This is a genomic window from Streptomyces sp. NPDC001222 (genome assembly GCF_042896945.1).
Classification (GTDB): Bacteria; Actinomycetota; Actinomycetes; order Streptomycetales; family Streptomycetaceae; genus Streptomyces; species Streptomyces gibsoniae.
This window is the reverse complement of record NZ_JBIAXT010000001.1, coordinates 484,348-506,691: the sequence shown is the minus strand read 5'-3', so window position 1 is coordinate 506,691 and position 22,344 is coordinate 484,348. Positions and strand designations below refer to the sequence as shown.

The 22,344-nt window shown below is 70.7% G+C and carries 17 protein-coding genes and 1 pseudogene; 9 read left to right on the top strand and 9 right to left on the bottom strand.

Translation table 11 applies throughout. The features are described 5' to 3' along the window. Positions 1-4 precede the first annotated feature (4 nt). The 3 genes from ACFY2Z_RS02280 to ACFY2Z_RS02270 form a co-directional block, all read right to left on the bottom strand. The gene (locus ACFY2Z_RS02280; RefSeq protein WP_390742270.1) at positions 5-1,111 is read right to left on the bottom strand and encodes an amidohydrolase family protein; all 1,107 of its coding nucleotides are present in this window, start codon (positions 1,109-1,111) and stop codon (positions 5-7) included. A gap of 68 nt (positions 1,112-1,179) precedes the next feature. Then, the gene (locus ACFY2Z_RS02275; protein WP_390742269.1) at positions 1,180-1,536 is read right to left on the bottom strand and encodes a hypothetical protein; all 357 of its coding nucleotides are present in this window, start codon (positions 1,534-1,536) and stop codon (positions 1,180-1,182) included. A gap of 130 nt (positions 1,537-1,666) precedes the next feature. After that, positions 1,667-2,620 (bottom strand): heme o synthase, encoded by a 954-nt coding sequence (locus ACFY2Z_RS02270; RefSeq protein ID WP_390742427.1) that lies wholly within the window; start codon positions 2,618-2,620, stop codon positions 1,667-1,669. 412 nt (positions 2,621-3,032) lie between these two features. Here ACFY2Z_RS02270 and tkt point away from each other — a divergent pair, with 412 nt between their 5' ends. The 5 genes from tkt to pgl are packed head-to-tail and all read left to right on the top strand — an operon-like array spanning position 3,033 to position 9,689. Continuing rightward, complete coding sequence (gene tkt, locus ACFY2Z_RS02265) at positions 3,033-5,135, top strand: transketolase (RefSeq protein WP_390742268.1); 2,103 nt, start codon at positions 3,033-3,035, stop codon at positions 5,133-5,135. 34 nt (positions 5,136-5,169) lie between these two features. Continuing rightward, the gene (gene tal, locus ACFY2Z_RS02260; RefSeq protein WP_390742267.1) at positions 5,170-6,288 is read left to right on the top strand and encodes a transaldolase; all 1,119 of its coding nucleotides are present in this window, start codon (positions 5,170-5,172) and stop codon (positions 6,286-6,288) included. A 4-nt stretch (positions 6,289-6,292) separates the two neighbouring features. After that, the gene (gene zwf, locus ACFY2Z_RS02255) at positions 6,293-7,825 is read left to right on the top strand and encodes a glucose-6-phosphate dehydrogenase (protein ID WP_390742266.1); all 1,533 of its coding nucleotides are present in this window, start codon (positions 6,293-6,295) and stop codon (positions 7,823-7,825) included. Beyond that, positions 7,822-8,910, top strand: a complete 1,089-nt coding sequence (gene opcA / locus ACFY2Z_RS02250) for a glucose-6-phosphate dehydrogenase assembly protein OpcA (RefSeq protein WP_390742265.1) — start codon at positions 7,822-7,824, stop codon at positions 8,908-8,910. The genes zwf and opcA overlap by 4 nt, the downstream gene beginning before the upstream one ends. Continuing rightward, a complete protein-coding gene (gene pgl, locus ACFY2Z_RS02245) occupies positions 8,907-9,689 on the top strand; it encodes a 6-phosphogluconolactonase (protein WP_390742264.1) in 783 nt (260 codons plus the stop codon). The genes opcA and pgl overlap by 4 nt, the downstream gene beginning before the upstream one ends. 73 nt (positions 9,690-9,762) lie before the next feature. Here the strand turns inward: pgl and ACFY2Z_RS02240 are convergent, their stop codons facing one another. The 5 genes from ACFY2Z_RS02240 to ACFY2Z_RS02220 form a co-directional block, all read right to left on the bottom strand. Continuing rightward, complete coding sequence (locus tag ACFY2Z_RS02240; RefSeq protein ID WP_390742263.1) at positions 9,763-10,602, bottom strand: carbohydrate ABC transporter permease; 840 nt, start codon at positions 10,600-10,602, stop codon at positions 9,763-9,765. Further along, a complete protein-coding gene (locus ACFY2Z_RS02235) occupies positions 10,599-11,960 on the bottom strand; it encodes an ABC transporter permease subunit (RefSeq protein WP_390742262.1) in 1,362 nt (453 codons plus the stop codon). Before ACFY2Z_RS02235 ends, ACFY2Z_RS02240 begins: the two co-directional genes overlap by 4 nt. Before the next feature lie 6 nt (positions 11,961-11,966). Continuing rightward, positions 11,967-13,292: an ABC transporter substrate-binding protein gene (locus tag ACFY2Z_RS02230; RefSeq protein ID WP_390742261.1), complete on the bottom strand. Its 1,326-nt coding sequence runs from the start codon at positions 13,290-13,292 to the stop codon at positions 11,967-11,969. Between the two features lie 37 nt (positions 13,293-13,329). Then, a complete protein-coding gene (locus ACFY2Z_RS02225) occupies positions 13,330-14,964 on the bottom strand; it encodes an alpha-amylase family glycosyl hydrolase (RefSeq protein WP_390742426.1) in 1,635 nt (544 codons plus the stop codon). Positions 14,965-15,209: 245 nt separating this feature from the next. Next, positions 15,210-16,481, bottom strand: a complete 1,272-nt coding sequence (locus tag ACFY2Z_RS02220; RefSeq protein ID WP_390742260.1) for an ABC transporter substrate-binding protein — start codon at positions 16,479-16,481, stop codon at positions 15,210-15,212. A 121-nt stretch (positions 16,482-16,602) separates the two neighbouring features. Here ACFY2Z_RS02220 and ACFY2Z_RS02215 point away from each other — a divergent pair, with 121 nt between their 5' ends. From ACFY2Z_RS02215 to ACFY2Z_RS02200, 4 genes and pseudogenes are all read left to right on the top strand, one after another. Continuing rightward, a complete protein-coding gene (locus ACFY2Z_RS02215; protein WP_355903542.1) occupies positions 16,603-17,118 on the top strand; it encodes a PadR family transcriptional regulator in 516 nt (171 codons plus the stop codon). Next, positions 17,115-17,864: an ABC transporter ATP-binding protein gene (locus ACFY2Z_RS02210; protein WP_390742259.1), complete on the top strand. Its 750-nt coding sequence runs from the start codon at positions 17,115-17,117 to the stop codon at positions 17,862-17,864. Before ACFY2Z_RS02215 ends, ACFY2Z_RS02210 begins: the two co-directional genes overlap by 4 nt. Before the next feature lie 63 nt (positions 17,865-17,927). After that, complete coding sequence (locus ACFY2Z_RS02205) at positions 17,928-20,210, top strand: FtsX-like permease family protein (protein ID WP_390742258.1); 2,283 nt, start codon at positions 17,928-17,930, stop codon at positions 20,208-20,210. Positions 20,211-20,283: 73 nt separating this feature from the next. Next, positions 20,284-20,489, top strand: a pseudogene (locus ACFY2Z_RS02200) (integrase core domain-containing protein); the annotation flags it as partial. Here ACFY2Z_RS02200 and pgi read toward each other — a convergent pair. Next, on the bottom strand, positions 20,486-22,138 hold the full coding sequence (gene pgi / locus ACFY2Z_RS02195; RefSeq protein WP_390742257.1) for a glucose-6-phosphate isomerase: 1,653 nt from the start codon (positions 22,136-22,138) through the stop codon (positions 20,486-20,488). The pseudogene ACFY2Z_RS02200 and the gene pgi sit on opposite strands and share 4 nt — an antisense overlap. Positions 22,139-22,344 lie beyond the last annotated feature (206 nt).

The window sequence follows — 22,344 nt, the reverse complement described above, 5'->3', positions numbered from 1 at the left end:
ACGGTCACGTCAGTCCGTACACCCGTCGTGCGTTCCCCGCGGCGATCATCCCCGCCACCCGCTGCGCGTCCTCCAGCGACCAGGCCCCCTCGGCGACCCAGCCGCCCAGCACCCGGGAGAGCGCCTCCCGGAACAGACCGGCGCCGATCACATGCAGCTCGGGCAGGCCGTGGGCGCCGCTGGAGAAGAGGAGTTTGCCGAAGGGGGCCAGTTCCAGCAGTTCGGCCAGGACGGCGGCGGCCCGGGCGCCGGTGCGGGCGAGCACCGCGCCCAGGTCCGCGTAGACATGCGGGAACACCCCCGCCAGATGCGCCGCGTGCCGGTGGTACGGATAGCCGTGCAGCAGCACCAGGTCCGTGCCGAGCCCGGCCGTGGCGCGCACGAAGTCGGTGAGCAGCACCGGATCGGTGCGGTCGATGCGCAGACCCGGTTCGCCGAGGCCCGCGTGGAGCTGGAGGGGGCGGCCCGAGGTCACCGCGCTCCACAGCAGATGGCGGAGCAGGACCGGATCCGACAGGGCGCCGCCCACCCGGCGACCGGCGAGCCAGCGGCCCGCGGCACCCCGCACCTCCCCCGGCCCCGGCGGCTCCGGCGCGAGCGCCAGACCGTGCCGTACGCCCGCCAGGGACGTGAACGCCACGGCGTGGGCCGCCGCCCCGTGGATCGACTCGGCCAGATTGGCGAGGAACGCCTCCACCGTGCCGGAGGTGTCGGCCACCTGCTCGGCGAGCAACTCCAGGCGGACGATCTCGTGGGCCTCGGCGTCGCCCGCGGAGGCCATCTCGGACGGCCCGGTCAGGTCGCCGGGCAGCCCGGTGTCGACGAGATAGGTGGTGATGCCGCTGCCCCGCAGCAGTCTGCGGTCCGCCTCCAGGACGCCGAGTTCGCGGCGCCGGGCGAGATAGCGGGCGGGTGGGCAGTGCGGCTCCAGGCCGAGCAGCGGCGGACACCAGCGGCGTACGGCGAAACCGGTCTGGGTGTCGAAGAGGGTGGTGCCCGCGGCCGGCGGGCCCTCGGTGCGGGCCAGGTGGGCCTCGAAGGTGCCGAGGCCCAGCTCGGTACGGAGCACGCCGTGGCAGTACTGGTCCACCAGGGACGGCGTTTCGATCATCCGGACTCCCCGCGACTGGACCGTGTCTCCAAAGGTCCTAACGGGTGAACCGGCGGGAGGTGTTGCTCTCAGGCGGTGCGCTTGCCGCCGAGCTGGATCCCGGCCATGCGCGTCCACTCGTACGGACCGGTCCTGACCTTGGCCGCGAACTCGCCGTCGAAGGCCTCGTGGACGGTGATTCCCGCCTTCTGTACCGCCTTCTCGGCGATGTCGTACGTAGGTGCGACGAGGTCACCCCAGCCGCCGTCCTCGCCGACGAGCACGATCCGGGCGCCGCGCTCCCCGATGTACGACACCTGGCCCTCGGCGCCGCCGTGCGCCTTGGCGAAGGCGTCGATCTCCTTGGCGAGCCGGGCCGCCCGGCGCTCGGCCTTGGCGGCCTGCTTGGCGTCGGTGCCCTCGTCAACCTGCTGCGTGTCTGCCATGGCCAGGATGCTACCGACGAGTAGAACAAACGGCGACGGGAGGGGTGCGTGGCCTTGACCACGCTCCCCCGCGCTCTCGACTTCGCTCGAGCAGGGGGACCCCACTCCCGTTCAGGTCTCCGTAAGGCCGTTACCGCAGGAACGGGTCCACGGCCACCGCGACGAACAGCAGCGAGACATAGGTGATGCTCCAGTGGAAGAGGCGCATCTCCTTCAGCTTCACGCCGGTCGCCTCCGCCTTCGCGCGGTTCTGCAGCGCGTGCGCCTCCCACAGCCACCAGCCGCCGGCCGCGAGGGCGACCGACGTGTAGAACCATCCCGTGTAGCCGAGCGGCGTGAGCAGCAGCGAGACCGCGACCATCACCCAGCTGTAGATCACGATCTGCCGGGCGACCACCTTGTTGGAGGCGATGACCGGCAGCATCGGCACGCCCACGCGCGCGTAGTCCTCCTTGACCTTCATGGACAGCGGCCAGTAGTGCGGCGGCGTCCAGAAGAACATGACGAGGAAGAGGATGACCGGCGCCCACGACAGGGAGTCGGTGACGGAGGACCAGCCGATGAGGACCGGGAGGCAGCCGGCGATGCCGCCCCACACGATGTTCTGCGACGTACGTCGTTTGAGGATCATCGTGTAGACGACGACGTAGAAGAGCAGCGCTCCGAGCGACAGCCAGGCGGACAGCCAGTTGACGGTAAATCCGAACAGCAGCGTCGAGACGACCGCCAGCGTGATGCCGAAGGCGAGGCACTCACGGGGACTGACCATGCCGGTGACCAGCGGACGCTGCGACGTGCGCTCCATGAGCGCGTCGATGTCACGGTCGATGTACATGTTCAGCGCGTTGGCGCCGCCCGCGGAGAGGTAGCCACCGATACAGGTGAGCACCACGAGTCTGAGGCTCGGCACGCCCTGCTGGGCGAGGAACATCACCGGAACGGTGGTGATCAGCAGCAGTTCGATGATCCGCGGCTTGGTCAGCGCCACGAACGCCTTGACACGGGCCCCAAACGGCCGCTGGCCCCGGCTGCTGCTCGTCCCGAGCACTCCCGGCGGACGGGATTCGACGGCCGTCACGTACACCCCTGACAGAGACATCCCAGCGAGCCCGGGCTGTGAACTTGCGGTAAAGGCTCGCGCGTACCCACGCAACTTTAGACGTTGCCCCCAGCCCGCCCTTCGCGGGGGTCGGTCGTGTTGGGAGCGCCGCCCGGTGCGCGGGTGAGCAGCGGCACCCCTCCATTGAGCGGACGGAATGACGACGGAAAGGCGGAAATGCACGAGCCGCGAACCGCTCGATTGAGCAGACGGATGAGCGGCTCCGTATTCATGTGTCGCATGCCGTTCCGGCCGGTCGGGAGGCGGATCGGAGCGACTCCCGGCAGTCTGGAATGACTCGAAAAGACGCACGTACACACAGGGGTAGGCTCAGCAGCGGCCGGTGGGCGCTTCAGTGCACCGGCATTCGACATGTGGAGAGGAGCCCTGACTCAGGGTGAGCACCAAGCCGACCACCACAGACCTCGAGTGGACCGAGTTGGACCAGCGGGCCGTGGACACCGCCCGCGTCCTGGCCGCCGATGCCGTACAGAAGGTCGGCAACGGCCATCCGGGTACGGCGATGAGCCTGGCTCCGGCCGCCTACACCCTCTTCCAGAAGGTGATGCGCCATGACCCGGCGGACGCCGACTGGGTGGGGCGCGACCGCTTCGTACTGTCCGCCGGTCACTCGTCCCTGACCCTCTACACCCAGCTCTACCTGGCCGGTTTCGGCCTGCAGCTGGACGATCTGAAGGCGTTCCGCACCTGGGGCTCGAAGACCCCCGGCCACCCGGAGTACGGGCACACCACGGGCGTGGAGACGACGACCGGCCCGCTGGGCCAGGGTGTCGCGAACGCGGTGGGCATGGCGATGGCCTCCCGGTACGAGCGCGGCCTGTTCGACCCGGACGCCGCGCAGGGCGCCTCGCCCTTCGACCACTTCATCTACTGCATCGCCGGTGACGGCTGTCTGCAGGAGGGCATCTCCGCGGAGGCGTCCTCGCTGGCCGGTCACCAGAAGCTCGGCAACCTGATCCTGCTGTGGGACGACAACCACATCTCGATCGAGGGCGACACCGAGACCGCGATCTCCGAGGACACGGTCAAGCGTTACGAGGCCTACGGCTGGCATGTGCAGCGCGTGGCGCCGAAGCCGGACGGCGACCTGGACCCTCACGCGCTCTACGACGCGATCGAGGCGGCCAAGAAGGTCACCGACCGGCCGTCCTTCATCGCGATGCGCTCGATCATCGCCTGGCCCGCCCCGCACGCCCAGAACACCGAGGCCGCGCACGGCTCGGCGCTCGGCGAGGAGGAGGTCGCGGCCACCAAGCGCGTCCTCGGCTTCGACCCCGAGAAGTCCTTCGAGGTCACCGACGAGGTCCTGGCGCACACCCGCAAGGCGCTGGAGCGCGGGCGTGAGGCCAAGGCCGAATGGGAGAAGACCTTCGAGGAGTGGCGGACCGGCAACCCGGAGCGCGCCGCCGAGTTCGACCGCATCAGCAAGGGCGAGCTCCCCCTCGGCTGGGAGGACGTGCTGCCGGTCTTCGAGGAGGGCAAGGCGGTGGCCACCCGTGCCGCCTCCGGCAAGGTGCTGCAGGCGCTCGGCGCGGTCCTGCCCGAGCTGTGGGGCGGCTCGGCCGACCTGGCCGGCTCGAACAACACCACCATCGACAAGAACAGCTCGTTCCTCCCCAAGGGCAACCCGCTGCCGGAGGCGAACCCGTACGGGCGCACGATCCACTTCGGTATCCGCGAGCACTCCATGGCCGCGGAGATGAACGGCATCACGCTGCACGGCAACACCCGCGTCTACGGCGGCACCTTCCTCGTCTTCTCCGACTACATGCGCAACGCCGTGCGTCTGTCGGCCCTGATGCACGTGCCGGTGACCTACGTGTGGACGCACGACTCCATCGGCCTGGGCGAGGACGGCCCGACCCACCAGCCCGTCGAGCACCTGGCCAGCCTGCGCGCCATCCCGGGCCTGAACATCGTCCGTCCGGCCGACGCCAACGAGACCGCCATCGCCTGGCGCGAGATCCAGCGCCGCTGGACCAAGGAGTTCGGCAAGGGCGCTCCGCACGGTCTGGCGCTGACCCGTCAGGGCGTGCCGACGTACGCGCCCAACGAGGACACCGTCCGCGGCGGTTATGTGATGTTCGAGGCGGAAGGGCCCGAAGGGCAGAACGCAGAGCCGCAGGTGATCCTGATCGCCACCGGCTCCGAGGTGCACCTCGCCGTCGAGGCCCGTGAGCAGCTCCAGGCCGAGGGCGTCCCGACCCGGGTCGTGTCGATGCCGTCGGTGGAGTGGTTCGAGGAGCAGGACCAGGGGTACCGGGACAGCGTCCTGCCGCCGTCGGTGAAGGCCCGGGTCGCGGTGGAGGCCGGGATCGGCCTCACCTGGCACCGGTTCGTCGGGGATGCGGGCCGCATCGTTTCCCTGGAGCACTTCGGTGCTTCGGCCGACGGCAAGGTGCTCTTCCGCGAGTTCGGCTTCACTGCCGAGAACGTCGCATCCGCCGCCCGGGAATCGATCGCCGCAGCCCAGCGCTGACGCTGATACACGACACGTAGGAGATGCATTTTCCATGACAGACGCACTCAAGCGCCTCTCCGAGGAGGGCGTCGCGATCTGGCTGGACGACCTGTCGCGCAAGCGGATCACGTCCGGCAACCTCGCCGAACTGATCGACCAGCAGCACGTCGTGGGCGTCACCACCAACCCGACGATCTTCCAGAAGGCGATCTCGTCGGGCGACGGCTACGAGCAGCAGCTCGCCGATCTCGCCGCCCGCAAGGTCACCGTCGAAGAGGCGATCCGTATGATCACCACGGCGGACGTCCGTGACGCCGCCGACATCCTGCGTCCGGTGTTCGACGCCACGCAGGGCCAGGACGGCCGCGTGTCGATCGAGGTCGACCCGCGCCTGGCGCACAACACCCGGGCCACCGTCGCCGAGGCCAGGCAGCTGGCCTGGCTGGTCGACCGGCCGAACACGTTCATCAAGATCCCGGCCACCGAGGCGGGTCTCCCGGCGATCACCGAGACGATCGCCAACGGCATCAGCGTCAACGTCACGCTGATCTTCTCACTGGACCGCTACCGCAAGGTCATGGACGCCTACCTGACCGGCCTGGAGAGGGCCAAGGAGCGCGGCCTGGACCTGTCCAAGATCCACTCGGTGGCGTCCTTCTTCGTGTCCCGTGTGGACACCGAGATCGACAAGCGGATCGACGCGCTCGGCACCCCCGAGGCCAAGGCGCTGCGCGGCAAGGCGGCCATCGCCAACGCCCGCCTCGCCTACCAGGCCTACGAGGAGGTGTTCAGCAGCGACCGTTGGCTCGCCCTGGACAGGGCGCAGGCCAACAAGCAGCGTCCGCTGTGGGCGTCCACGGGCGTCAAGGACCCGGCCTACAAGGACACCATGTACGTCGAGGAACTGGTGGCGCCGAACACGGTGAACACCATGCCGGAGGCCACCCTGGTGGCCACCGAGGACCACGGCACGATCACCGGCAACACCATCGCCGGCACCTATGAGCAGGCGCGCGCCGACCTGGACGCGGTCGAGAAGCTCGGGATCCGGTACGACGACGTGGTCCAGCTCCTGGAGGACGAGGGCGTCGAGAAGTTCGAGGCGTCCTGGAACGACCTCCTGAAGTCGACCGAGGCGGAACTCGAGCGCCTCGCCCCCTCGGAGGACTGACACCTTGACATCCGTACACGGAGCGAATCCGCTTCGTGACGCCGCGGACCGGCGGCTCCCGCGTATCGCGGGGCCGTCGGGCCTGGTCATCTTCGGCGTTACGGGCGATTTGTCACGTAAAAAGCTGATGCCTGCCGTTTACGACCTGGCCAACCGTGGCCTGCTGCCGCCGGGCTTCTCGCTCGTCGGCTTCGCCCGTCGCGAATGGCAGGACGAGGACTTCGCCAAGGAGGTCCACGACGCCGTCAAGGAGCATGCCCGCACCCCCTTCCGCGAGGAGGTCTGGCAGCAGCTCATCCAGGGCATGCGCTTCGTCCAGGGCACCTTCGACGACGACGACGCGTTCGAGCGGCTGCGCGCCACCATCGAGGAACTGGACAAGGCACAGGGCACGGGAGGCAACTTCGCCTTCTATCTCTCGGTGCCGCCGCGCTCCTTCCCGGTGGTCATCCAGCAGCTGAAGAAGCACGGCCTGGCCGACCAGACGGAGGACTCCTGGCGCCGGGCGGTCATCGAGAAGCCCTTCGGCCACGACCTGAAGTCGGCCGAGGAGCTCAACGCGATCGTGCACGAGGTCTTCGCGCCGGACCAGGTCTTCCGCATCGACCACTATCTGGGCAAGGAGACCGTCCAGAACATCCTGGCGCTGCGCTTCGCCAACCAGCTGTTCGAGCCGGTCTGGAACCGGTCCTTCGTGGACCATGTGCAGATCACCATGGCCGAGGACATCGGCATCGGCGGCCGGGCCGGCTACTACGACGGCATCGGCGCCGCCCGGGACGTCATTCAGAACCACCTGCTCCAGCTGATGGCGCTGACGGCCATGGAGGAGCCCTCCTCCTTCGGCGCGGACGCGCTCGCGGCCGAGAAGACCAAGGTGCTCGGGGCCGTCCGGCTGCCCAAGGACCTGGGCCGGGACACCGTGTTCGCCCAGTACACGGCCGGCTGGCAGGGCGGCGAGAAGGTCATCGGCTACCTCCAGGAGGAGGGCATCGACCCGCAGTCGAAGACCGACACCTACGCCGCGGTCAAGCTGGAGATCGACAACCGCCGCTGGGCGGGCGTCCCCTTCTATCTGCGTACCGGCAAGCGGCTGGGCCGCCGGGTCACCGAGATCGCGGTCGTCTTCCAGCGCGCCCCGCACTCCCCCTTCGACACCACCGCCACCGAGGAACTCGGGCAGAACGCGATCGTCATCCGCGTCCAGCCGGACGAGGGCGTCACCGTGCGCTTCGGCTCCAAGGTGCCGGGCACGTCGATGGAGATCCGGGACGTGTCCATGGACTTCGCCTACGGCGAGTCGTTCACGGAGTCCAGCCCGGAGGCCTACGAGCGTCTGATCCTGGACGTACTGCTGGGCGATGCCAACCTGTTCCCGCGCACCGAGGAGGTCGAGCTGTCCTGGAAGATCCTCGACCCGATCGAGGAGTACTGGGACAAGCACGGCAAGCCCGCGCAGTACCCGGCCGGCACCTGGGGGCCTGTCCAGGCCGACAAGATGCTGGAACGAGACGGACGGAGCTGGCGCCGCCCATGAAGATAGACCTGACGGACTCCACGGCCAGCAAGATCAACAAGGCGCTGGTGGACGGCCGCCGCGCCATCGGCACCCCAGCCGTCGGCATGGTGCTCACGCTGGTCATCGTCACCGACGAGGAGAACGCCTACGACGCCCTGAAGGCCGCCAACGACGCGTCCCGCGAGCACCCCTCGCGGACCCTGGTGGTCATCAAGCGCGTGTCGCGTTCCCCGCGCGACCGCACGTCCTCGCGGCTGGACGCCGAGGTGCGGGTGGGTGCCGAGGCGGGCACCGGCGAGACGGTCGTCCTGCGGCTGTACGGCGAGGTGGTCAACCACGCCGACTCGGTGGTGCTGCCGCTGCTGCTGCCGGACGCGCCCGTGGTCGTGTGGTGGCCGGTGGACGCACCCCTCGACCCGGCCAACGACCCGCTGGGCGCGCTCGCCCAGCGCCGGGTCACCGACACCTACACGGCCGAGGCGCCGGTGCGGGAGCTGAGCGCCCGCGCCGATGCCTACGCGCCCGGTGACACCGACCTGTCCTGGACCCGCATCACGCCCTGGCGCTCGATGCTGGCCGCCGCGCTCGACCAGGTCACCTGCAAGGTCAAGGCCGTCGAGGTGGAGGGCGAGGAGTTCAATCCGAGCTGCGAGCTGCTCGCGATGTGGCTCGCGGACCGGCTGGACGTCCCCGTCAAGCGTTCCCTGTCCGCCGGCCCCGGCCTCACGGCCGTCCGTATGGACACGAACTGCGGCCCGATCGTCCTGGACCGGGCGGACGGCGCGCTGGCCACGCTCTCGATCGAGGGTCAGCCGGACCGGGCGGTGGCGCTCAAACGCCGCGACACGTCCGAGCTGATCGCGGAAGAGCTGCGCCGGCTCGACCCCGACGACACCTACGCGTCCGCGCTGCGGTACGGCGTCGACCGACTGACCAGCCCGGCCGCACCGGCCTCGGCCGGGACACCCGGAGCGGAGAAGTCCGCGGCCGGGGCACCCGGAGCGGAGAAGTCCGCGGCCGGGGCACCGGGGCGGACCGCCGCGAAGACGGCCCCGAAGCCGACCGCCCCGAAGGCCCCGGAGACGAAGGCGGCGGCGAAGTGAGTACCCCCCAGCTCGTGGTGCACCGCGACAAGGAGCTGATGGCCCAGGCCGCGGCCGCCAGGCTGATCACCAAGATCGTGGACGCGCAGGCCTCGCGGGGCTCCGCCTCGGTGGTGCTCACCGGCGGACGCAACGGCAACGGGCTGCTCGCCGCGCTCGCCGCCGCGCCCGCCCGTGACGCCATCGACTGGGGCCGGCTCGACCTGTGGTGGGGCGATGAGCGCTACCTGCCGGAGGGCGACCCGGAGCGCAACCACACCCAGGCGCGCGAGGTGCTCCTCGACGCCGTCCCGCTGGACCCGAAGCGCGTGCACCCGATGCCCGCGTCGGACGGCCCGTACGGGGCCGACGTGGAGGCGGCGGCCGAGGCGTACGCCGCGGAGCTGGCCCGGGCCGCGGGTCCCGAGAACCATGGCTCGGTGCCGACCTTCGACGTCCTGATGCTGGGCGTCGGCCCGGACACCCATGTGGCCTCGCTCTTCCCGGAGTTGCCCGCGGTGCGGGAGACGGAGCGGACGGTGGTCGGCGTGCACGGCGCGCCGAAGCCGCCGCCGACCCGGATCACCCTCACGCTGCCGGCGATCCGTTCGGCGCGTGAGGTGTGGCTCCTGGCGGCCGGCGAGGACAAGGCGCAGGCCGTGGCGATCGCGCTGTCGGGCGCGGGCGAGATCCAGGCTCCGGCGGCCGGCGCGTACGGCAGGTCCCGCACGCTGTGGCTGCTGGACGCGGCGGCGGCCGCCCAGCTGCCGCGTTCGCTGTATCCACCGGCGTCCGCCTGAGACACGGACGGGATCGAACGCCGGACGGGCCGCATCACGGTCCGTCCGGCGTTTCGCTGTTCCGGGAGCGGGGCTACTTGACCGACCCCGCCATGACCCCCTGCACAAAGTGCCGCTGGAAGGCGAAGAACACCACCACAGGCACGATCAGGGACAGAAACGCGCCCGGCGCGAGGACGTCGATGTTGCTGCCGAACTGCCGTATCTGTGACTGGAGTTCGACGGTCAGCGGCTGGGAGGAGCTGTCGGCGAACAGCAGGGCCACCAGCATGTCGTTCCACACCCACAGGAACTGGAAGATCGCGAGGCTGGCGATGGCGGGCCGCCCCACCGGCAGCACGAGCCGGGTGAAGATGCGCCATTCGCTCCCGCCGTCCATCCGCGCCGCCTCCAGCATCTCCTTCGGCATCTCGGCGAAGTAGTTCCGCAGCAGGAACACGGCGAACGGCAGACCGTAGGCCACGTGGAAGAGGACGACACCGGGAATCGTGCCGAACAGCCCCAGCTGCCCGAAGAGCTTGGCGACCGGCAGCAGACCGATCTGTACCGGCACCACCAGCAGCGCGACCACCAGCAGGAAGAGCGGCTCGCGCCCGGGGAAGTCCAGCCAGGCGAAGGCGTATCCGGCGAGCGCCGCGATGACGACGACCAGTGCGGTGGTCGGCACGGAGATCAGCACCGTGTTCCAGAACGCCTGGGTGATCCCGGCGTTCCTCAGCAGCGCCGAGTAGTTGTCGAAGGACAGCTGCCCCGGGCTGGCCAGTGCGGTCCACCACCCGCCCTTCGCGGTGTCCTCGGCCGACCGCAGCGACGAGACGAACAGCCCTGCCAGCGGGGTGAGCCAGATCAGGCCGATCACCACGAGGAAGGCCTGCACCAGCCCGTTTCCCAGACCGCGCCTGACCGCGTTCATCGCTGACTCCTTCGGAAGCGGCGGACGTTGAACACCATCGCGGGGATCACCAGCAGCAGAAGCAGCACACCGAGCGCGCTGCCGAGGCCCTGGTTGTTGCCGCCGCCGAACGAGACCAGCCACATCTGGGTGGCGAGCACGGTCGCGTCCTCCTGCACCGGGCCGGGCGCGATGATGTAGACGAGGTCGAAGACCTTCATCACATTGATGACGAGGGTCACGAAGACGACGGTCAGCACGGGGGCGAGCAGCGGCACGGTGATGCGCCGGAAGATCTGCCACTCGTTCGCCCCGTCCATCCGCGCCGCCTCCAGCGCGTCCCGCGGCAGGGTGGCCAGGCCCGCACCGATCAGCACCATCGCGAAGCCCGTCCAGATCCACAGATACGCCCCGATGATCGCGGGGGTGACCAGGGCCGGCCCGAGCCAGGAGACGCCCTGGTATGGCGGCGCGAAGTTCGCCGCCGGCAGCCTCACCGTGTAGGTGCCGGAGGCCAGCTTCGGGAAGCGGAAGGAGCCGTCGGACGCGGTCGCGGTACGCGCCACGGTCCGCCCGTCCTTCACCGCCTCGACCTTCATCCCCGGCAGGCCGCTCTCCCGCGGGTCCACCTTGCCCTGCCGCCCTCCCCCGCCCGGTGTGAAGTCCAGGTAGACGACTCCGCGCAGCTCGTCGGGGGCGGCCCGGCGCCCGGCCGCCGCAGCGGCGGGAGCGGCGCCCCGGGGCAGGTCCTTGGGCAGCACGCCGACCATCGGGAGCGTCACCGAGGCACCGGGTGACACGGCCTCGCTCGTGGCGTAGGAGCCGTCCCGGCTCTGGGCCAGCCCCTGCCCCTGGCGGGCGCGGGCGGCCGGATACGAGGAGGTGCCCTCGAAGGCGTCGTGGACCGAGACCACGGCGGCGTTCAGCACGCCCTTGCTCGGGTCCTCGTCGTAGGCGAGCCGGAAGATGATGCCCGCGGCGAGGAAGGACACGGCCATCGGCATGAAGAGCAGCAGTTTGAACGCGGTCGCCCAGCGGACCTTCTCGACCAGGACTGCCAGGATCAGGCCCAGCCCGGTCAGCAGCGCGGGGGCGACGACGACCCAGATCGCGGTGTTGCGGATGGCCTTCAGCGTCGCCGGGTCGCGGAACATCTCGGTGTAGTTGTCGCCGCCGACGAAGCGGGTGCCGGAGGCGTCGAAGAAGCTGCGGCCGACGGAGAACAGCACCGGGTAGACGACGAGCGCGCCGAGCAGCAGCAGCGCGGGGAGAACGAACAGCAGGGCGACGGTCCGGCCGCGCCGTCGCGTGCGCCGTGTGCGGGCGGCGGACGCGACGGGCGGGGGGCTCGCCTCTTTCGCGAGCGTGGTGGCGGTCATGACCGGTCAGCCCTGGTAGGCCTTGGCCGCGGCGGCCTCCAGCGCCGTGGCGGTCGCCTTCGGGTTCGACGGGTCGCGCAGGAAGTCCTGCAGCAGCTTCCACTCGCCCGTGCCCTTGGTGCCGCCGAAGGCCGCAGGTGCCTGGTCGGACATGTCGAAGCGGACCGAGTCCCCGGCGCCGACGAGGGACTGGGCGGTGGCACGGGTGACGTCGTCACCGTAGGAGGCGAGGTCGAGCTTCTTGTTCGGGGAGAGGAAGCCGCCCGCCTTCGCCCACACGGCCGCCGCCTGAGGGGTCGCCAGGTACTCCAGGAGCTTCATGCCGGCCTTGGCGTTCTTGCCGTCCTTCAGGACGACCGCCGCGTCACCGCCGCTGACCACCGGCGCGGTGCCGCCGTCGACCGCCGGGAACGGGAAGAAGTCCGCGTCCTTGCCGATGGACTTGCCGAACTGGTCGTGGGCCACACCGGCGACGAAGTCACCCTCGTAGACCATGCCCGCCTCGGGCTTGGGTCCGAAGACCTTCTCGACGGAGCCCGGGAAGTCGGTGTCAAGGGCTTCCTTCTGGCCGCCCGCGATCAGCTGCTTGTCCTTGAAGAGCTTGCCGAGCGTGGTGAGCGCCCTGACCACGCTCGGGTCGGTCCACTTGAGCTTGTGCGCGGCGAGGGCGTCGTACTTCTCGGGTCCGGCCTGGGAGAGGTAGACGTTCTCGAACCAGTCGGTGAGCGTCCAGCCGTCCTGCCCGGCGACGGCGAAGGCGGCGAGACCGGAGTCGGAGACCGTGTGCCCGGCCTTGAGCATCTCGTCGTACGTCTTCGGCGCCTTGACGCCGGCCTGGTTGAGGGCCTCGGGGCTGTACCAGACGGTCGACTTGTGGGCGGCCTTGAAGTACAGGCCGTAGAGGGTGCCGTCGACGCTGCCGTACTTCTTCCAGACGGGCGCGTAGTCGGCGTCGACGGACTGCTGCGTGGTGGCCGACAGCGGCTTGAGCCAGCCCTTCTTCGCGAACTGCTGGAGCACGCCGACCTGCGGAACCATCACCACGTCGGGGGCGTTGCCGCCCTCGATCTTGCTGCCGACGACGGTGGAGACGTTGTCGCCGGTGGACACGAACTGCGTCTTGGCGCCGGTCTTCTCGGTGAACGCGTCCAGCACCTTCTGGAAGTTCTTCTGTTCGCTGCCCGACCAGACGCCGGCCACGGTGACCGTCTGGCCGCTGAGCGCCTTGGCGCCGCCGCCGGCGGAGACCGGTCCGCCGCCGCAGGCCGTCGCGCCGAGCGCCAGCGCCAGGGCGGTGCAGCCGGTGAGCAGGGTGGTACGTCGTCGCATCATCGTCGATGTCCCTTCGGGGAGTGGGAAACTGAGGGGTTCAGAGAGCGAGGGCCTCGTCGCCGATCCACCAGGCGGCGGTGGAGCCGGCGAGCACACCGGGCGGGCAGGGGCCGCTGGCCAGCAGCGGGGTGCCGGAGACGGGGGCCGGGGTGGGGGCGGTGCCGAAGTTGACGGCGCAGACCAGGCCGTCGCCGCGGACGAAGCCGAGGACGCCGGGCGGTGTGTCCAGCCAGCGCAGATCGCCCTCGCCCAACTGGGGCAGCGCGGCGCGCAGTTGCAGACCGTCTCGGTACAGGTGCCAGAAGGAGCGGGTGTCGGCGAGGGCCCGGTCGGTGGCGTGCTCGGCGAACCACTCGGGCTGCGGCAGCCAGGGCTTGGCGCTCTCGGCGCCGGAGGTGAAGCCGAACGGGGAGGCCTGCCCCGACCACGGCAGCGGCACCCGGCAGCCGTCGCGGATCCTGGCACGGCTGCCGGTGCGGTGGAAGATCGGGTCGGTGAGGACGTCGTCGGGCAGATCGACGACCTCCGGCAGGCCCAGTTCCTCCCCCTGGTAGATGTACGCGGCCCCGGGCAGCGCCAGCATCAGCAGCGCGGCGGCGCGTGCCCGGGCGGTACCCAGGCCGCTGCCCTCGGTGGCGGGTTCTCCGTAGCGGGTGACGGTGCGGACCTGGTCGTGGTTGTTGAGCACCCAGGTGACCGTGGAGCCCGTGCCGGCGATGTCCTGCATGGCCTCCGAGATCACCTTGCGGAAGGCGTCGGGGTCCCAGGGGGCGCCGAGCAGGTCGAAGAAGAACGCCTGGTGCAGCTCGTCCGGGCGCACGTATCGGGCGTGGTCCCGGGCGGTCGGCACAGAGACCTCGCCGACCAGCAGGCGTTCGCGGCCGTCCCGCGCGGTGTACTCCTCGCACACCGCCCGCCAGTGCCGCCAGACCTCGTGCACCTCGGGCTGGTTCCAGGCGAGCGGGTTGACCGAGTCGCGGGTCCGGGCGTCGGCCTGCGGGTCCGGGGAGTCCGGCAGTGCGGGGTGCTTGAAGAGCCCGGCGGCGACGTCGATACGGAAGCCGTCGACGCCCCGGTCCAGCCAGAAGCGCAGCACCCGGTCGAACTCGGCGGCGACCTCGGAGGTCCGCCAGTTCCAGTCGGGCTGCCCGGGCGTGAACATGTGCAGGTACCACTGGCCGGGGCGGCCGTCCGCCTCGGTGACGCGGGTCCAGGCCGGGCCGCCGAACATGGCGTGCCAGTTGTTGGGCGGCTCTGCGCCGTCCGGTCCCCGGCCGTCGGCGAAGTGGAAGCGGGCGCGGGCCGGGCTTCCGGGCACGGCGGCGAGCGCCTCGCGGAACCACGGGTGCTCGCTGGAACAGTGGTTGGGGACGACGTCGAGAAGGACCTTGAGACCGAGCCGGTGGGCGGCCGCCGTCAGCCGGTCGAACTCGGTGAGATCGCCGAAGAGCGGGTCCACGTCGCAGTAGTCGGCGACGTCGTAGCCGTGGTCGTGCTGCGGTGAGGGGTAGAAGGGGCTCAGCCAGATCCCGTCGACGCCGAGCTTCCGCAGGTACGGCAACCCTGCCCTGACCCCGGCGAGATCACCGATGCCGTCGCCGGTGCTGTCCAGGAAGCTGCGGACGTACACCTGGTAGATCACTGCGTCGCGCCACCAGCGGTGGGTGCGGATGCGCTCGAGACTCACCCCGTCGACCTGTCTGTGCGTGCGGGAGGGCCCATGACGATGACCGGCGAGGGGCCCTGTGGTTATGCATGCATGTTAAGTAGGCGTGTCATAAGGGTGTCAACGAACCGGCGAAAGATACTGAGCAGTTGGGGAGTAATAGAGGGATATATCAACCCACTCAAGGGTCAGGTGAGACCTCCGCGTTACCTAACAAGTAACTAGGTGGCTGGTATCGGGACCGGGACGGCTCAGTGGCCGGAGACGGCGGCCAGTTCCCGCGCCAGCCGTCGCACCGCGCTCTCGGGCGTCTCGTGCCCGGTCAGCGCGTCATGGACGACCGCCTGCACGGCCAGGCTCACCTGGTCGTAGCGCGGGCTCTTGGGGCGCGGCGCGGCGGCCAGCACACTCGCGCGCAGGGTCGGCAGATACGGGAACCGCCGCACCAGTTCCGGATCGTCGTAGAGCGCCGCCCGTACGGGCGGCAGGGCGCCGCGGGTGAGGACCTGGCGCTGGACCCGTTCGCCGGTCAGATAGGCGATCAGACGCTCGGCGGAATCCGGGTGCCGCGCATGTGTGTTGACGGCCAGGTTGGAGCCGCCGAGGACGCTGGTCCCGGGCCCGTGCGGTCCCGGCAGCGGAACGGCGCCCACCTTGCCCGCGACCCTCGATCCCTTGGCGGAGGCGGCGACGTACGCGTAGGGCCAGTTGCGCAGGAAGAGCAGCCGGCCGTCCTGGAAGGCCTGCCTGGACTCCTCCTCCTTGTACGTCAGCGCCGCTTCGGGTATCCACCCCTCCCGCACACCGCGGGCCAGGAACCCGATGCCCTCGCGGGCCGCGGCCGAGTCCACGGTGACGCGCTCGCCCTCGTCACCGAGGATCGAGCCGCCCGCCGAGTACACGGCCTCGGCCGCGTTGACGGTGAGGCCCTCGTACGGCAGGAACTGGCCCGCGTAGCCGCCCAGTCCGTACTTCGGGGCGACGGCCTTGGCGTCCCGCTCCAGTTCCGCCCAGGTGCGCGGCGGCGCCACGCCCTCCCTGGCGAGGATGTCCTTGCGATACAGCAGCAGACCGGCGTTGGTGACGTACGGGACCGCGTACAGCCGCCCGTCGTAGGTCGCCGTACCGACGACCGGCGGCAGGAAGCTCTTCAGCGGGAAACGATCGCGCGGCAACGGGCGGATCCAGCCGGCCGCCGCGAACTCGGAGGTCCAGGCGACATCGATGTTGAGGACGTCGAACCGGCTGCGGTCGCCGCCGCGCAGGTCCGTCGTCATCTGCGCATGGGTCTCGTCGGCGGAGTCCGGCAGCTCGACCAGGGTCACCTTCTCGCCGGGGTGGGTGCGGTTCCAGCCCTGGAGAAGCGGGCCGAGATAGCCGGTGAGATCGCCCGCGGTGGCCAGGGTGATCGGCCCGCGGCCGCTGCCGCTCCCGTCGTCGGCGCGGGCCCCCGAGGCGACATAGCCGGTCAGGACCACGGCGAGGACGAGGAGGCCCCTACCGGCGGCGCGCATCCACCGCATAGGTTCCTCCCTGTACACCGGCACCGGGCACCCTCGCCCGGGGTCAGAGGCCATGTATACCTGTTAGGTATGGGCGATACTAGGGCCTGGAGCACATTACGAGCACAGGAGGACTGCACGCGTGCGCCTGCCTCTCCTGGCACTCCTCGCCCGCGGGCCCGCTCACGGCTACGAGCTCAAACAGGACCTTGAGCAACTGCTGGGGTCCGCGTACCCTCAGCCGAACGTCGGCCAGATCTACGTCACCCTCGGCCGCCTGGAGAAGTCGGGGCTGATCGAGGGCGAGGAGGTCGAGCAGTCCAGCCGGCCCAACAAGAAGATCTACCACCTCACCGACGCCGGGCGGGAGGCCCTGGCCGCCTGGTTCGAGGAGACCGAGGACGAACCGCGGGTGCGGGACGAGTTCTTCATGAAGCTGGCACTCGCTCCGCAGACCGGTCTCGCCGACCAGATCGCCCTGATCAACAAGCAGCGGCGCCAGTACCTCAACACCATGCGCAGCCTGTCGAGACTGGCCGCCGCCGAAGACCGTGACAACCGGATCGCCCAACTGCTGATCGAGGGCGCGATGCTGCATCTGCAGGCCGATCTCGACTGGCTGGAGCGGTGCCAGGAGGAATTGGAGGGGCTGCAGTGACCGAGGGCTCCCCACCTCTGCTGCGAGCCGAGGGCCTCGTCAAGACCCATCACGGCGAGGGCGCACCCGCCCACGCGGTGCGCGGGGTCGATCTGCGCGTCACCCGGGGCGAGTTCGTGGCCGTCACCGGTCCCTCCGGCGCCGGCAAGTCGACGCTGCTGCATCTGCTGGGCGGGCTGCAACGGCCGGACGCCGGGCGTATCTGGCTGGACGGCGAGCGTACGGACTTCTACACCGAGGCACGCTGGGCCATCGAGCGCAGAAAGCGCATCGGGATCGTCTTCCAGTTCTTCAACCTGGTCTCCGGACTGTCGGTCGCGGACAACGTCGAGCTGCCCGCGCTGCTCGCCGGGGTGCCGCCGAAGCAGGCGCGCGCCGGCCGCGAGGAACTGCTGGCGGAGCTGGGCCTCACCGGCAAGGAACGCAGCATGCCCGGCGAACTGTCCGGCGGCGAGCAGCAGCGGGTCGCGCTGGCCCGGGCCCTGGTCAACCATCCGCCGCTGCTGCTCGCCGACGAACCCGCGGGCAGCCTCGACAGCAAGGGCACCCGCGAGGTGATGCGCCTGCTCACCCGCTTCCACCAGCGCGGCCAGACCATCGTGCTGGTCACCCATGACGCCCGGCTGGCGAGCGCCGCCGACCGCGTGATCAGCTTCTTCGACGGCCGGATCGTCGACGACGCGGAGCTGGACGGGGCGCCCTCCCCGCGCGGGGGGACCTCCGGTGTGCTGGAACTGAAGGACTGATCGCGGTGCACGACCGTCCGACGCCGACCCGTTCCCCCCGCCGCGGGCAGAGGGGCTGACGCCGTGCGGGCCACCCTGCGCTGGGCGCACTCCGATCTGCGCGCGCACCGCGGCGAGGCGCTGTTCCTCGTGCTCGTCTCCGCCGGCATCGTCGCCTCGCTGCTCCTCGCCACCGCCCTGTTCGGGTATGCGACCAACCCCTGGCAGCGGGTCTTCACCCAGGCCCACGACGCCCATGTGTGGATCCACTCCGGCCGCTCGTCCGACGCCTCGAAACTGGCCCGGCTGGACGGTGTCGAGTCCGTCGCCGGCCCCTACCCCACCGAGTCCGTGACCGTCACCTCCCGCGGCACCCGGGCCTCGGTCGAGCTGCGCGGCACGCTCCGGCCGCCGTCCGTCGGCCGGCCGCTGCTCACCGCGGGCCACTGGCTGGATCCCTCGGACCCCGCCGGCGTGGTGCTGGAGAGCCGGCTCGCGCGGGCGCTGCTGGCCGAGCCCGGCGACACCCTGAGCATCCCCGGCACCGCCCGGGCCCTGACCGTCGTGGGCATCGCCGACAGCGCCGAACCCCGCTACAGCCCGGGTGAACAGCAGGGGCTCGTCTGGGCGCTGCCGTCCGCCCTGCGCGAGGCGGACGGCCAGGTCACCGGGTTGCGCCTGACGGACCCCGAGGACACGGACTACGCCGTCCAGCGGGCCGTCACCGTGCTGGGTGCCGGTGCGATCAGCGAGGTCTCCACCTGGCAGCAGGCGCGGGCCGAGGCTCAGGGCGAGAACCGGCTGCTGGGACAGGTCCTCGGGCTGTTCGGGCTGGGCGCGCTCGTCGCCGCCGGATGCGCGGTGCACGGGGCGATCGGCACCCGGGTCCGGGGACATCTGCGGGACATATCGGTCCTGAAGGCGATCGGTTTCACTCCCGGCCAGGTCGTCCGCGTCTTTCTGCTCCAGCATGTGGCGTACGCCTTGCTGGGCGCGGTGGTCGCGGCCGCGCTCACCCAGGGGCTGGGCGGCCGACTCCCGGGGCGCCTCGGGGACGCGGTCGGGGTGTGGCAGGGGCTGCCCGGGCACACCGTGGCTCTGCTCGCCGTGCCCGTGGCCGCGGTGCTGTTCATCGCCGCCACCACCGGGCTCGCGGCCTGGCGCGCGGGGCAGGTGCCCCCGGTGCCGGTGCCACGGCCCGCGGCATCGGCCGGCGGCCGTTTCACGGGCATGGCACGAGCGGCGCTCGGCCTGCGACTGCCGCCCGCGCTGGTCCTGGGCTGGCGCCAGGCGTTCACCCGCCGTGCCCGGTCGCTGGCGACAGTCGTACGGCTCGCACTGCCCCTGCTGCTGATCGTGGTGGCCATGAGCGCGTGGACCACCATCGACCGCTTCCACTCGCGGCCCGCGGACCTCGGCCTCGCCGCCGCCCTCACCGTCCGGCCCGACGCCGGTCTCGACGACGCGGCCACCCGCGCTCTGCTGGCCGGCAACCCCCGGATCGCCGCCGCCTACCCCGGTGTGGAGGTGGCCGCCCTGGTGCCGGGCCAGACCGCGACGATCGCCCTGCGCGGCCTCGGCACCCGGCAGGATCCCTACCCCTACGCCCTGGCCGAGGGCCGCCGCGCGCACGGCCCCGACGAGGCGGTGGCCGGCCAGGGGCTGCTCGATCTGCTGGACGTGCGCGTCGGCGACTGGGTGCGGATGACGGTGGGCGACCAGCCGCAGATCCTGCACATCGTGGGCCGCAGCATCGAGCCGGAGAACGCCGGACGGGTCATCTCCACCTCGCTCGACACCCTGCGCGAGAACGACCCGCAACTGCACCCCACCCTCTACCAGCTGCGGCTCCGTCCCGGCGCCGATCCCCACCAGGTCGCCGGCGAACTGTCCCGGACCGCCCACGGACACCTGGACGTGCATCCGGTGGCCAATCCCGCGGACGGGCTCTCGCCGCTGCGCGGCGTGGTCGTCGCTCTGATCGCCGTGCTCGCGCTCATCGGGATCACCGAGCTGCTGACCGCGATCGGCGGCACCGTCCGGGAGGGCGAGCGGGATCTGCTGGCGCTCAAGGCGATCGGGCTGTCCCCGCGGCAGATCACCGGGATCACGGTCACGGCCATGGTCTGCACCGCCCTGGCCGCGGTCTGCGTCGCCACGGCGCTCGGCATTCCCCTGGCCCACTGGCTGATCGACGCCCAGGGCCGGTCCAGCGGTATCGGCGCCGGGCTCGCCCAGGGGCCCTCCCTCGTCCTGCTGGTCCCGTTCGGGGCGGTCGCCGTGCTCGGGGCCGGCGCTCTCGCCGCGCTGCCCGCGTCGCGCGCGGCACGCCGACGGCTGGCGGACACCCTGAGCGCGGTGGCCTGAGCGGGGAGCGCTCCGGCCGGCGCGACCACCCGGGAGTCCACGGGAGGCGGACGGCAGCGTGCCGCCCGCCTCCCGGCCGCAGACCATCGGCAAGGCCGAACGCTTCAACCGCACCCTGCTCGACGAATGGGCCTACCTCCGCCCCTACACCGGCAACACCGAGCGCACCGAAGCCCTGGCAGACTTCCTCCACACCTACAACCACCACGCTGCCACACCGCACTCGGCGGCCACCCACCGATCAGCCGTGTGAACAACGCTTCAGGTCGATACACCTAGCGGCCGCGCAGCTGCCGGTACTTGGCGACCAGGGTCCTGGTGGACTCGTCCAGGCCCGGGACCTCGGCGCCCTCGGTCAGCGCGGGCTCCACACGCTTGGCGAGGACCTTGCCGAGTTCGACGCCCCACTGGTCGAAGGAGTCGATGTTCCAGATCGCGCCCTGGACGAACACCTTGTGCTCGTAGAGCGCGACGAGCTGCCCGAGCACCGACGGGGTGAGCTGCCCGCCGAGGATCGTGGTGGTGGGGTGGTCGCCCTTGAACGTCTTGTGCGGCACCAGCTCCTCCGGGACACCCTCGGCGCGCACCTCGTCCGGGGTCTTGCCGAAGGCCAGCGCCTGCGTCTGCGCGAAGAAGTTCGCCATCAGCAGGTCGTGCTGGGCCTCGAGGTCACCGCTCAGCTCGTCGACGGGCCGGGCGAAACCGACGAAGTCCGCCGGGATCAGCTTGGTGCCCTGGTGGATGAGCTGATAGTAGGCGTGCTGGCCGTTGGTGCCCGGCGTGCCCCACACGACGGGACCGGTCTGCCAGTCGACCTCCTTGCCGTCCCGGTCCACGGACTTGCCGTTGGACTCCATGTCCAGCTGCTGGAGGTAGGCGGTGAACCGGGACAGGTAGTGCGCGTACGGCAGCACGGCGTGCGTCTGGGCGTCGTGGAAGTTGTCGTACCAGATGCCCAGCAGGCCGAGCAGCAGCGGGACGTTCGACTCGGCGGGCGCGGTGCGGAAGTGCTCGTCGACGGTGTGGAAGCCGTCGAGCATCTCCCGGAAGCGGTCCGGGCCGATGGCGATCATCAGGGACAGCCCGATCGCCGAGTCGTAGGAGTAGCGGCCGCCTACCCAGTCCCAGAACTCGAACATGTTGGCCGTGTCGATGCCGAACTCCTCGACCTTCACGGCGTTCGTCGACAGGGCCACGAAGTGCTTGGCGACGGCTTCCTGACCGGCCTTCAGCTCGTCCAGCAGCCAGCCGCGCGCCGAGGTCGCGTTGGTGATCGTCTCGATCGTGGTGAACGTCTTGGAGGCGATGATGAACAGCGTCTCGGCCGCGTCCAGGTCCCGGACGGCCTCGTGCAGATCGGCGCCGTCCACGTTGGAGACGAAGCGGACCGTCAGACCGCGGTCGGTGTAGGCGCGCAGGGCCTCGTACGCCATCGCCGGGCCCAGGTCGGAACCGCCGATGCCGATGTTCACCACGTTCTTGATGCGCTTGCCGGTGTGGCCGGTCCACTCGCCCGAGCGGACCCGGTCGGAGAAGGCGCTCATCTTGTCCAGCACCGCGTGGACCTTGGGGACGACGTTCTCCCCGTCCACCTCGATCACGGCGTCCCGCGGGGCACGCAGCGCGGTGTGCAGGACCGCGCGGTTCTCGGTGGTGTTGATCTTCTCGCCGCGGAACATGGCGTCCCTGAGACCGAACACGTCCCGGGCGGCGGCCAGCTCACGCAGCAGCCGGAGCGTCTCGTCGGTGACCAGGTGCTTGGAGTAGTCGATGTAGAGATCGCCGACCTCCAGGGTGTATCCGCTGCCGCGCCCGGGGTCCGCCGCGAACAGCTCGCGCAGCCGCACCTCGCCCAGTTCCTCGCGGTGCTTGGCCAGAGCGGTCCACTCGGGCGTCTGATTGAGCCTGGTACGGCTGTCTGCGTTCATCTCGGACTTCCGCCTTCTTCCTTGCCTGTGCTGCTGCGCATGCCTCACCCCGCTGCCGGTCCCAACCTAGTTGATCAGGGGGTGCGATGACCTGGTGTCGCGCCGTCGTACGGCACAACAACAGGTACGTCCGGCTTGCGCCGGAGTGTCGGCACGGCGACGGACAGAAGAAGGCGGCGGCGAGCGGGCCGGGCCCGGCAGGGAGG